The sequence below is a fragment of the Streptacidiphilus fuscans genome (assembly GCF_015690355.1).
Lineage (GTDB): Bacteria > Actinomycetota > Actinomycetes > Streptomycetales > Streptomycetaceae > Streptacidiphilus > Streptacidiphilus fuscans.
Window position 1 is genome coordinate 188950 of sequence record NZ_JADPRT010000017.1, and the last position, 11061, is coordinate 200010.

Annotated in this window: 11 protein-coding genes; 7 read left to right on the plus strand and 4 right to left on the minus strand. The window is 71.5% G+C overall.

All coding sequences use genetic code 11. The annotated features are described in order from the left end of the window. The first annotated feature begins 81 nt into the window (after positions 1 to 81). Positions 82 to 657 carry a hypothetical protein gene (locus I2501_RS31990; RefSeq protein ID WP_196197815.1) on the plus strand — a complete coding sequence of 192 codons (576 nt, stop codon included), beginning with the start codon at positions 82 to 84 and terminating at the stop codon, positions 655 to 657. Between the two features lie 28 nt (positions 658 to 685). Here the strand turns inward: I2501_RS31990 and I2501_RS31995 are convergent, their stop codons facing one another. Continuing rightward, complete coding sequence (locus tag I2501_RS31995) at positions 686 to 1585, minus strand: LysR family transcriptional regulator (protein WP_196197816.1); 900 nt, start codon at positions 1583 to 1585, stop codon at positions 686 to 688. Positions 1586 to 1690: 105 nt separating this feature from the next. On the opposite strand from I2501_RS31995, the gene I2501_RS32000 reads away from it, so the two are divergent. Continuing rightward, positions 1691 to 2674: an EamA family transporter gene (locus tag I2501_RS32000; RefSeq protein ID WP_236047642.1), complete on the plus strand. Its 984-nt coding sequence runs from the start codon at positions 1691 to 1693 to the stop codon at positions 2672 to 2674. A gap of 106 nt (positions 2675 to 2780) precedes the next feature. Here I2501_RS32000 and I2501_RS32005 read toward each other — a convergent pair whose 3' ends face one another. Beyond that, positions 2781 to 3296, minus strand: a complete 516-nt coding sequence (locus I2501_RS32005) for a DUF6879 family protein (RefSeq protein ID WP_196197817.1) — start codon at positions 3294 to 3296, stop codon at positions 2781 to 2783. Between the two features lie 112 nt (positions 3297 to 3408). Beyond that, entirely contained in the window at positions 3409 to 5298 is a 1890-nt protein-coding gene (locus tag I2501_RS32010) for a glycosyltransferase (protein ID WP_196197818.1), read from the minus strand. A gap of 322 nt (positions 5299 to 5620) precedes the next feature. Between I2501_RS32010 and I2501_RS32015 the strand changes: the two genes are divergently transcribed. The 4 genes from I2501_RS32015 to I2501_RS32030 are packed head-to-tail and all read left to right on the plus strand — an operon-like array spanning position 5621 to position 9714. After that, positions 5621 to 6103, plus strand: a complete 483-nt coding sequence (locus I2501_RS32015; RefSeq protein ID WP_196197819.1) for a hypothetical protein — start codon at positions 5621 to 5623, stop codon at positions 6101 to 6103. An 11-nt stretch (positions 6104 to 6114) separates the two neighbouring features. Next, a complete protein-coding gene (locus I2501_RS32020) occupies positions 6115 to 7224 on the plus strand; it encodes a hypothetical protein (protein WP_196197820.1) in 1110 nt (369 codons plus the stop codon). A gap of 50 nt (positions 7225 to 7274) precedes the next feature. After that, a complete protein-coding gene (locus I2501_RS32025; protein ID WP_196197821.1) occupies positions 7275 to 8636 on the plus strand; it encodes a hypothetical protein in 1362 nt (453 codons plus the stop codon). Positions 8637 to 8688: 52 nt separating this feature from the next. Beyond that, entirely contained in the window at positions 8689 to 9714 is a 1026-nt protein-coding gene (locus tag I2501_RS32030; RefSeq protein ID WP_196197822.1) for an RCC1 domain-containing protein, read from the plus strand. Between the two features lie 103 nt (positions 9715 to 9817). Here I2501_RS32030 and I2501_RS32035 read toward each other — a convergent pair whose 3' ends face one another. Continuing rightward, complete coding sequence (locus tag I2501_RS32035) at positions 9818 to 10399, minus strand: hypothetical protein (RefSeq protein WP_196197823.1); 582 nt, start codon at positions 10397 to 10399, stop codon at positions 9818 to 9820. Positions 10400 to 10637: 238 nt separating this feature from the next. Here I2501_RS32035 and I2501_RS32040 point away from each other — a divergent pair, with 238 nt between their 5' ends. After that, complete coding sequence (locus I2501_RS32040; protein WP_196197824.1) at positions 10638 to 10913, plus strand: hypothetical protein; 276 nt, start codon at positions 10638 to 10640, stop codon at positions 10911 to 10913. Positions 10914 to 11061: the final 148 nt, after the last annotated feature.

An 11061-nucleotide genomic window follows, 5' to 3' on the forward strand; every position in this document is an offset into this window, starting at 1 on the left:
CCGCAAGCACTGCGGTGCTCTAAGCTGCGGCGTCCTGTGTTGGAAGAGAAATGAGGGGGGATCTTGTCGATTCGTCATGCCATGACCCGCAGCGCCGGCCTGCTGGCCGCCGCCGGGCTGCTTGTCGCCGGGCTCGGAGCCACCGCTCCTGCGGCGCAGGCGCTCACGCGGGCCACGGCCGTCGCCGCGCCGAGCGCGGCGGGGAACCTGTACGAGAGCGTGGCGCACGTTCCTACGAGCGTGAAGCGCGGTCAGTCGATCGTCTTCCCGATCTGGTTCATGCAGCGCTCGCCGGACAACATGCAGGTCTTGGCGGACGGGCTGCGCGTGGCCAACGGCTCGTCGACCGGCGTGCAGGTCAGCTGGCTCGACCCGGCCACGAACCGGTGGGAGGCGAGCACCGGCAACTGGGGCACCGCCGACAGCCACTACTTGCAGCTGCCGAGCGCGTCGCACCTGCTCTACTCATCGGGGTACTGGGGCCACGTCTTCGTGCGGATCACGTTCACGTCCAGGGCTCCCCTGGGGTCGTGGTACGTGGCTCCCAACGCGCCGTACGAGTACCAGATGTGGACGAAGTCCGGCCAGACGGTCGCGAACGGCTTCCTGAACGAGCCCGTCACCCCGACGGGTGCCAGGGTAACCGTGCACGCCTGAACCGATGATCCGGAGCAGCTGGACCGGGTCACCCCTGGTGCGCGCGGCGGCCGATCAGGTCGGCGAGCAGGGCCAGAGGTGGCCAGTCCGCGTGGCCGCGTCGGGTGACGGCGAACGCCCGTAGCAGGACGTCCGGCCCGGTCAAGGGCAACAGGCGGACGCCGGGGACGGTTGGCCGGTCCATCGGCAGCAGGCCGACGCCCAGCCCGGCCGTGATCATGTCCTCGACCAGGTCCAGGCTGTCGGAGCGGTGCGTCAAGTGCGCGGTGAAGCCCGCCATCGAGGCGAGCGTGCGGATCACCGTCTCGTCGGCCGTGTTGCGGGAGTTGCCGATCCAGTCCGCCGAGCGGAACCGCGCGAAGACCTCCACGGAGGTGGCAGCCGGTGTCCCGTCCGCCTCGGCGGTCGGAACGCCGAGGCCCCAGGCGGAGGTCCACAGCGGGACGGAGATCAGAGCCGTGTCGACGGTCGCGGGCGCGAGGTTGTAGTCGTAGGTGAGCGCCAGGTCCACCTCGTCCGCCGTCAGCAGCGCCAGCGACTCGGCGGGCTCGTGCTCGCGCACGAGGACGCGCAGGCGCGGGTACTCGTCCGCCAACTGCTCGATGATCGGCAGGACACGCGCGCGCAGCGCGGTCGCGAAGCCCGCCACCCGCACCGTGCCGCTGGGCTCCGCGCCGGGCGCGAGGTCGCGCTGCGCTGCCTCGACCGCCGCCAGGATGACCGTCGCGTGCTCGACCAGCCGCCGCCCGGCGGGCGTCAGCCGGACCCGTCGGCCCTGCGGCTCGATCAGCGCCGCTCCCGTCTCCCTGGCCAGCGTCGCGATCTGCTGCGACACCGTGGACGTGGTGGTGTGGAGCGTGTCGGCCACGGCCCGCATCGAACCGAGCCGAGCCAACTCCACCAACACCTGCAGACGCCGCGTTTCCATGCGGCCATTCTCCCGGACGTCGCGTCGAATCGTTCGACTTTCCTGAACGGTCAGTGCGTGATCCGCACGTGGACGCGAACGGTTGTCGCGCGATGTACTGATCGCATGAGCGCCACCACCCACTCCCCCGAGCCTGTCACCAGCACCTCCACGTCCCGCGGCAACGCCGCGCGGATCGGGACGCTGATGGGCGTGGCCTCGATGAGCACCGTCCAGCTCGGCTCGGCGCTCACCGTGCCGATGTTCGCCCGGCTCGGCGTACTCGGCACGGCCGGCCTGCGGCTGGCCTGGGCCGGGATCGTGCTGCTGGTGCTGGTCCGGCCCCGCCGACGCGACTTCGCGGGCCGCGACCTCGCCGCGTGCGTCGGCCTGGGGGTGGTCACCTCCGGGATGATGATCTTCTTCGCGCTCGCGATCGCCCGGCTCCCGCTCGGCACGGCCAGCGCGCTGGAGTTCCTCGGCCCGCTCGCGGTCTCGCTCTTCGGGCCCGGACACGGACGCCGCGTCTGGACCGTCGCGGCCGGAGTGGGCGTCGTCCTGCTCACCGAGCCCTGGCACGGCGGCATCGACGCCCTCGGCCTCCTCTATGCACTGGCCGCCGCCGGGTGTTGGGCTGCGTACATCCTGCTCACGCAGCATGTCGGCGACCGGGTCACGGGGATGAGCGGCCTTGCGGTCTCGATGCCGGTCGCGGCGGTCGTCGCGATGCTGGTGGCGGCACCGACGCTCGGCGCCCACCAGCCGTCCTGGGGACCGGTGCTGATCATGCTCGGCCTCGCCGTGCTCAGCCCCCTGGTGCCGTTCGCGCTGGAGTTCCTGGCGCTGCGACGCCTCACCGCGTCGTCCTTCGGCACCCTGATGAGCCTGGAACCCGCGATCGCTTTGCTGATCGGCGCGGTCGTCCTGCACCAGATCCCGGGCGCAGGCCCGGCCCTCGGCGTCGCCCTGGTGGTCACCGCCGGCGTAGGCGCGACGCGCAGCGGCGCCCGCCCGGAGCCGACGACAGAGGCGAACGACGTGCCCGAGCCCGTAGAGGCAACCACCCCCGAGGACCAGCTCGCCCTCGCAGGCTCAGTCAGGGCCGCCTGAGCCGCTCCCCAGGCACGCGCGCCGGGCGTCGTGCCCCTTGCAGTCGCATCCGTACACGCGGCCGTTGATCTTCCGGACGCCCACGCCGCAGCAGCACGCGCAGTCCTCAACGCCGGTGCCGGTACTCAGCATGCGGCGTAGCGCGCTCCCAGACGGCCTCGAAGGCCGTCAGGCAGAGCTTGACCGTGGCGGGGTCGTCGACCATCTCCTTACCGGTGGATTCGCCGTTGCCGTCGAAGTGGTTGATCTGCAGGACCGTGCCGTCGAACAGCCAGAAGTCGTTGCCAGGTAGCGCGATGTCCGTGGCCCTGGCCCTGGGCAGCCAGCGCACCTGCTCGCCGGCCGAGATGTTCAGGCCGTCGGTGACGTCGTGCTCGTAACGCACATAGTCACTGATCGGCTCCGACACGATCCTGGCCCGGCGCACCTGGACGCCGCGGGCGACGGCAGGCCGAACGAGGTCGATCCATCCCGGCCAGCGCTCGGCAGGGTCGAACAGGCGTCCGGCGGACCAGTCCTGGAACGCGGGATCGGTGCGCATGTAGCCGTCGCGCATCTCCAGATGGACCGCCGAGTGCCGGGCGGCGTTGAGGAGTTGATCAAACGCGGGGGACGCTGCCACCGTTCACCTCCGGGAAGAGCTGCATCATTCGGCGGGGGAATTCGACCACACCCTCGTGGTCGGGGATGCTGATCTGCCTGCACGGGCGGCGTCGGTGACCTTCCAACCCTGCCTAGCGCGCCGTCGCGACGGGCTCGTTGTCGGGCACGAGCGTCGACGTCCCGTCCCCCTCCCTCTGCACCCGCAGGGCGCGGTCCGCGAGGAGGGCCTGGAGCGGGGCGGCGAGCCAGGTGGTGGCGCGCTGGAGGACGGTGACCAGGGCCAGGCCGATCACCGCGTTGCCGCGCCAAGCGCACAACCCGACCACGCACACCAGCGCAAGCACGACCCCCTCGTACAGCTCCGCTCTGGCCTCCAGCGCGCTGCGCCAACCCGTCGGACGCACGGCGAACTTGGCCGTGCGGCCCCACGCGTGGCCACGGCCGAGCAGCCCGCTCAGGCCGGCGGCCCAGGTCACGCGCTGCAGCGACAGCCTCGCCAGCGTCGCGGCGGCGAGGTCGCGGGCGGTGCAGTCGGAGGCGAAGCGTTGGGCGCGCAGCAGGGTCCAACCGGATGCCGCCTTGGCGGTCAGCAGCGCAACGGCGGCCGTGGCCGGGACTGCCGAGTGCGAAGGGAACCACGGCGCGACCACGAGGGCAAGGGCGAGCAACCACACCGCGCTGTTCGCCACGCTCTGGACAGCGGGCCGCAGCCCGTGGTGGGCGAGCAGCAGCTTCTGACCAGTCGTCAGGGACGACGGCGTCGCCCATCGGCGCGGCAGGTAGCGGCGCCAGTGGTGCCGGAGCTCCTGGACCGGGCCACGGATCCAACGGTGCCGCTGACTGCGGTGACCGGCAAAGGTCGCGGGTATCAGCCCGCGTCCGAGGGTCTGGTTGACGTAGCGTCCGCCGTAGCCCGCCGCCAGCATCCGCACGGCGAGCTCGGAGTCCTCGGTGGCGCACCATTCGGCCCAACCGCCGACCGCCTCAAGGGTGCTGCGCCGCACCACGCACATCGTGCCGGTGGTCAGCGCGGTGTTGTACTCGTTGCGGCTGACCAGGTAGGCGGCGTAGGGCTGCCGGTACTCCCAGTAGCAGCCGCGCAGGTACGCACCGTCCCACCGATCGCGGTAGTCGCGGTAGTCGTGGCGGGTCTGCACGTAGCCGGTGCGCGGATCGTCGAACTGCCCGGCGAGCGAGGAGAGGAAGTCGGGCTGGGCCTGGTAGTCCGCGTCGACGACGGCGATCAGCTCCGCCTCCGGCGCGGTGTGGCGCAGCACGAGGTTCAGCGCGCCCGCCTTCGCGCCGGTGACGCCGTCGACGTGCAGAAAGCGGAAGCGCGGCCCGAGGCTGCGGCAGTGCTCCTGGACCGGGCGCCACAGCAACTCGTCGGCGGTGTTGTTGTCGATGACGACGACCTCGAACGCGCGGTACTCCTGCGCGGCGAGGGCGTCGAGCGTCGCGCGGACCAGCTCCGGGGGTTCGGCGTAGGTGGGGACCTGGACGCTGATCAGCGGGCCGTCGAAGCGGCGGTCGGCGGGGGTGAGCCGCCTCGGCCGGGACCAGGTCGCCCGCAGCTGGACCTCCCGGGCGAGGTAGTCCTCGATCACGGTGTTCGGCAGCGCGAGCAAGCAGGCGACGGCCGAGACGACGGCGATCCCCCACGTAACCGGATCCGCGACCGGACCCGCGTCGCCCGACCACGCACAGACGAGCCAGAACGCCGCAACGAGCAGCTGCGTCACGGCGGAACCGGCGAACACCCAGCGGCCGAGCGGCGTCAGCCGCCGCGAAGCCAGCGCCACGCCCGCCACCAGCGCCGCGCCGACCAGGCCGAGTGCCAAGCGCCCCGCCACCCACCACGGGACCACGATCGCCAGCAGCCCGCACACCCCTGTGCCGAGCCACTTCTGACGCCACGTCGTCGTCGCCACCGGCGTGCGACCCCGCACCAGCGCGCCGCCGCAGACGCTCGCCGTCGTCGCGCTGAGCAGACCTGCCGTGACCACGTCCAGCGGTCCCATCACGATCCCCCACCCGGCTCGGGCACACCCGACACGCCGAGCTCGGGGCACAAGGCGCGTGCGGACCCGAACACTTGACTGACTGTTCTCATCCTGGCGCACCTGAGTGTACGCAGTCATCCCGCCTCGCACTCGCCCGGCGCCGCGCCGACGCGCCCCCGCCATGCGCATGAATGTTGTGATGATCTGCATAGGAATGCGGCATATGCCGAATAAGTGACACCATCGCTTGGTTCGTACAGAGAGGATTCCCTTTCGTATGCCCCGTATCCGTGTCGCTCCTGGAGTGGCTGTCCTCGCTGCGGCCTGCGGTGCCACCGCAGTGCTTGGCGCCGTTCTCGCCTTCTCCCCCGCCGCCGCGCTGAGCGCGGACCACGCACGCGCCGCAGTACCCGCCGCAGCCGCCACGGCGTCGCCGACCCAGTCACCGTGCCCGGGCGGCGAGGAGACCACGCCCTGTCCCGCCTCGTCGAAGGACCGTGACGACGTCGACAACGGCAAGGCGGAGGTGGCCAAGGAGGAGCAGCAGAACAAGCAGGACATCGCCGACGCCAAGGCCCAGTCGGGCAAGTGCCCGCCCACGTCGAAACAGTGCATGACCGACCTCACCGGTGACGGCAAGGCCGAGAAGGACGGGATGGCCAAGGCCGAGCAGCAGCTCGACAGCGAGAAGCCCGCCCCGACCGACAACGCGTCAGGAGCCGTCGGCGACGCGTGCAAGGACTTCGGCGCCCAGCTGCCGCCCGGCCTGGCCCCGTCCGACGCTCCCGACGAGCCGACCCGAATCTGCGAGCTGATGCACTGATGACGACTCCCGTGACGACCCTGACAACCCCGACGCCGCCGACGACCCTGACGCCCCCGACGACCTCGACGACCCTGCGCCGCCGCGTCCTCGTCCTCACCGCGGTCGCCACCGCCGCAGCGGTCGCGCTGTGCGGTCCGACGGCGACGGCGACCGCCGACTCCGCAGCCTCCGACGCGCTGCCCACCGTCGACGGCCCGGCCGTGCCGGTCGCCCAGGCCTACGACGGCAACACGCTGCTGCCCTCGACGCAGCGGGTGACCGACTTCTGCGGCGCGCACGCGAACGCCTGCCGCTTCGTCATCGACCGGGCCGCGTCCAGCGAGTACCTCACCGCCGTCAAGTCCCTGGGCAATGCGGTGATCAACTGCACCAGCAGCCCGATCACGCTCACCAGGGACGTCTCGATGGACGTCAGCAACTCCGACAACCTCGGCGGCGAGATCACCGGTCAGATCACCGTGCAGGGACAGCTGAGCGGCTCTGCGGCGGTCACGGCCGGGGTCAGCGGCGAGGCCGGCGGCAACTTCAAGACGCCGGACCAGTCCAAGGGCCCCAGTGCGGAGGTCAACGCCAAGGGCGGCGCCAACGGCAGCGGCGCGCTGACCGGTTCGGCGTCCCTGAGCACGGCGTTCCAGGGCGCGTTCAAGCTGGCCTACAACAAGACCTGGTCGACGGACCAGAAGGAGTCGACCACCTACCAGGTCACCGTGCTCTCCGGCGACGCGCTGATGTTCGGCGCCAGCGCCGCGATGCGGCGGATCGCCGGGGGCATCTTCGTCGGCAACGGCATGGGGATCAAGAACGTCTACGTCGACGGCCCCTCCAGCGTGAACAACAGCACCTTCGTGGCCGAGACCTACACCGTCCCGAACAACACCTGCACGCGGCTGCGGCCCGACGGCAAGACCGGGAACAACGAGACCACGCCCCCGCCGACCAAGGCCCTGCCGCCCGGCGGCACGGCGATGCGCGGCATCCCGACCCGCAGTGTCCCGCCGCGCAGCACGGCGACGCGCAGCATGCCGACCCTGCCCTCCGGCCTGATCGAGCTGCCCGGCGGACTGCCCGCCGGCTCCCGGCTGACGCAGCAGGTCGCCCTGCCCGGCGGACGCCGATGAGCGCCCGCAGCCCCCGACCCCGCTCCGATCGCTCCCAGGAGACGCCGACCGTGAACCGCACCGCCCTGCGCCGTTCCGCCGTGGCCACCCTCTGCCTCGGCCTGGCCGCCGTGCCCGCCTGCCCGGCGTTCGCCCAGCACGCGCCGCAAGAGCAGCAGCGGCGGCAGGCCGATGTCGCCCTGATCAACGGCGACTTCAGCCTGCCTGCCTTCACTGGCTCGCCCAGCACCGCCAACGTCGCGGGCTGGTCGGTCGGTTCGACCTCGGCCAACAACGGCGCCGGTACCAGCCAGGGCGTCTGGCGCTACCCGGGTGACAAGGACGGACACCCGGACAAGCTCACTGCGGTGATGCTGCGTCAGTCCGGCGCGGACTACGCCTTCAAGCAGCGGCTCCGCGGCGTGCGCCCGGGGGCCAGGGTCACCGTCACCTTCGACGACAGTCCCGGCGTCAGCATCTACTGCACCACGCGCACCGTCGAGCAGGGCCAGACGTACACCGTGCAGGGCGAGGGCGGCAGCAGTCAGAACGAGCTGACCGAACCGGACCCCGACAAGACATGGAACGTCGAGGGAAACGGGGTGTGGCGCACCGGGCGCAGCTACACCTTCACCGCCGACTCGTACGAACCGCTGCTCACCTTCACCTCGACCGTCCCGGCCAAACCGTACGCCGCGGCCAACGGGACGGGAACCAACGGCGGCTACTGCGGCCCGATGATCGCCGGCCTCAAGGCCGTCCAGGTCGAGCCGCCGGTGGACAAGACGATCCGCTCCACCGACCTCCCCCCGTCGGAGGCCTTCAAGGGCAACGACGCGCGTCCCGTCAGCGAGGCCGTCACGGAGTGTGCGAGGAACGCGAAGCAGTGCACGTTCACGCCGCTCGCGGACTACTCCTTCTCCTACTACGCGCCCGCGCAGCAGGTGGACGAGACCTACATCAACTGCACCCGCGCCACGCTCGACCGGACCCGCCCGCTGACGTTCAACTCCCGCACCATCAGCGACCTTCCGGCCGCCGCCGGGTTGCCGCCCGCGGATGCCAAGACCGCGCCGTCGAGCATGAACCAGCAGTTCACCACCGGGACCGGCAGCAGCCCCTCGTGGAGCCCCTCGACCGACCGCAGCGTCAAGGAGGTGGTCAACCCCGGTGAGGCGTCCTGGTTCGAGGCGCAGAGCGGCCGTCAGCGCACCGAGGGCTGGTTCACCTCCAACCCGACTCCGGCCGACCCCAACCAGGACTGGCGGATCTACACGGTGCTGGACTACCCGTCCCCGCAGATCGCGGATCGCCTCTACCAGCGCACCGGTCCGCTCACCTCGGCCGAGCTGGCCCGCTGCCGCGCCGACCGCCCCTCCGCGCTGACGCCCAACGACCAGGGCGCACCGGCGGGCGGAGTCAACCGTGGCTGAGACCACCCTTTCCTCCCGTACCACCACCGCACAACGAAGGAGTGAGGGACGCATGCTGACGCATCGTCACTTCTGGCGGGCGCGCCGCTGGGCATCGTCGGCGCTGCTGTGCGGCGCCCTGGTCGCATGCTGCGGCCCGCTGGCACTCAGCCTGCCAGCGAGCGCCGCCGCGCTTCCCGCACACCAGACGCTCCAGCCCCTCCAACCTCTCCAGCAGCGCGCCACACCGGGCTGGGAGACGCTGGCCTGGGGCGACGACGCCTACGGCCAGGCGACCCTTCCGGACGACGCCAAGCAGGACGTGAGCGCGGTCTCCGCCGGCGACTTCCACTCACTCGCCCTCAAGGACGGGGGCGTCATCGCCTGGGGCAGCGACCTCTACCACCAGACGGACGTGCCCGCCTCGCTCTCCTCCGGCGTCACCGCCGTCTCCGCCGGCTACCTGCACTCGCTCGCGGTCAAGGACGGCGCGGTCGTGGCCTGGGGCAGCAACCGGATGGGCTCTACGGACGTTCCGGCGGACGCGAAGTCGGGCGTCAGCGCCGTGGCCGCAGGGCAGTTCTTCTCCCTCGCGCTGAAGAACGGCGCAGTGGTCGCGTGGGGGGACAACCGCTACGAGCAGACCAGCGTCCCCGAGGAGGCCCGCACCGACGTCAAGGCCATCGCCGCAGGTCAGTACCACGCGCTGGCGCTCACCGACGCGGGCAAGGTCATCGCCTGGGGTGACAACCGCAGCAAGCAGACCGACATCCCGGCGGTGGTCAAGAACGGTGTGGCGACGGCGATCGCGGCGGGCAAGGACTTCTCCGTCGCCGTCGTCAACGGCCGGGTCTACGCCTGGGGCAGCAAGCTCGCCAACCAGAACGTCCCCGCCCTCGCGCAGTCCAAGGTCACCGCGGTGGCCGCCGGATACGACCACATCGTCGCCTTGCTCGACGGCGGGCGCGCCATCGACTGGAAGGTCAACACCACCGGGGTGACGGCCGTCCCGGCCCTGGCCGGGACGAAGGTCCAGGCCGTCTCCGCGGGCGCGTACCACGCACTCGCGCTGCGCGGAGACCCGCCGCCCACGCAGTGAGCGAACCCCCGTGCAGGCCCCGACCACCATCGGGGCCTGCACGGCGTTACCGCTCGAACGGCATGAGCGACGCTGGAGCGGGCCGCACGCGGGACGTACAGCGTCAGGCCGGGATCGACCCGGCCGCCGGGCCGGACAGCCAGGCCAGGCGGCCGAGCCGGGGCCGCAGTCTGGCGTCCAGGCTCCAGGTCGCACCTGCGTGCGCGTGCAGCAGGGCCAGCGAGGCGAAGATGTAGGCGACGGAGGGGCCCACGTCGGTGATGCCGGGCGTGTTCCACGGCAGCCCGAAGGCTTCGGCGGTGGACCAGACGCCCAGCGCGTACAGGGCGCTGCCGACGAAGACGGCGTTGCTGAACACCCCGAGGATCAGCCCTAAGGCGATGGCGGTCTCGGTCACAGCGGTCACCACCGCGAACGCGCCAGGCGAGGCTCCGCCGATGGTGTGCCACAGCTGGAGCCACTGGTGGATGACCGGGGTGTGGATGGCCGTTCCCTGGCCGAGTTCGTCGCTGATCGTCTGGCCGTGGATGAACCCCGGCAGCCACTTGAACGAGGCGTCGACGGCCCAGACCAGGCCGAAGCCGATACGCACGACCGCGGCCCGATGCAGGCGCCTGGTGCTCCGGTCGGCGGCGGACGCGCCGGTGCGCGAACTCCGTCGCGAGGGTGCGGTTGTTGTTGTCACGAATGCTCCTTGAGTGTGCCGTGTGCGTGGACAGCCCCCGTGGAACACCGCCTGACGGAAGGACAAACAGCAGGAAACCAGCCCCGATCGGGTGTCTCCCCGTGAGATGGTGACTATGCGAACGTAACGGCGCTCCATGGCCATGACAACAAATTCCCGGATCCTCAGAGCAGGTTCAGACAACCAGCCGGACGCCGCCTGGACGTGACGCGTCCCGGGTCGTGTCGTTGAACCTGACATGAAGAAGATGCTCACCCTCGGGCTCCTCGCCACCGCCACCCTCGGCATCGCCGCCCCCGCCGCGCAGGCCGACACCCCCAGCCCCCTCGGGCCCGTCGCCGACATCGGCCCCGACGCGAACGGGGTCCACGCCCTCGGCAACTGGTGCACCTCCACCGCGTCCGCGGTCACCCAGGAGGTCGCCGCCCTGCCCGCCGTCGGGTCGTTGGCGCGGGCGCCGCTCGCCCAGAAGGGATGCAGCACTACGACGGGCGCCGTCAGCTCCCTGCCGTAGGGCCGCTTCCTGCCGCAGGCGGGCGCCACAGGCCCCACGGGCACAGGCCACCGCAGGCACCACCGCACGCACGAGAACGGCCGGGTGACGAACGCCCGTTCGTCACCCGGCCCCACCACCGGTGTCCTCGCGCGTCCCCCGGCCGCGC

Bases quoted from the DNA above. Each gene is read 5' to 3' on its own strand.
- I2501_RS31990 (WP_196197815.1), top strand. From the start codon at position 82: ATGACCCGCAGCGCCGGCCTGCTGGCCGCCGCCGGGCTGCTTGTCGCC.
- I2501_RS31995 (WP_196197816.1), bottom strand. From the start codon at position 1,585: ATGGAAACGCGGCGTCTGCAGGTGTTGGTGGAGTTGGCTCGGCTCGGT.
- I2501_RS32000 (WP_236047642.1), top strand. From the start codon at position 1,691: ATGAGCGCCACCACCCACTCCCCCGAGCCTGTCACCAGCACCTCCACG.
- I2501_RS32010 (WP_196197818.1), bottom strand. From the start codon at position 5,298: ATGGGACCGCTGGACGTGGTCACGGCAGGTCTGCTCAGCGCGACGACG.
- I2501_RS32030 (WP_196197822.1), top strand. From the start codon at position 8,689: ATGCTGACGCATCGTCACTTCTGGCGGGCGCGCCGCTGGGCATCGTCG.
- I2501_RS32040 (WP_196197824.1), top strand. From the start codon at position 10,638: ATGAAGAAGATGCTCACCCTCGGGCTCCTCGCCACCGCCACCCTCGGC.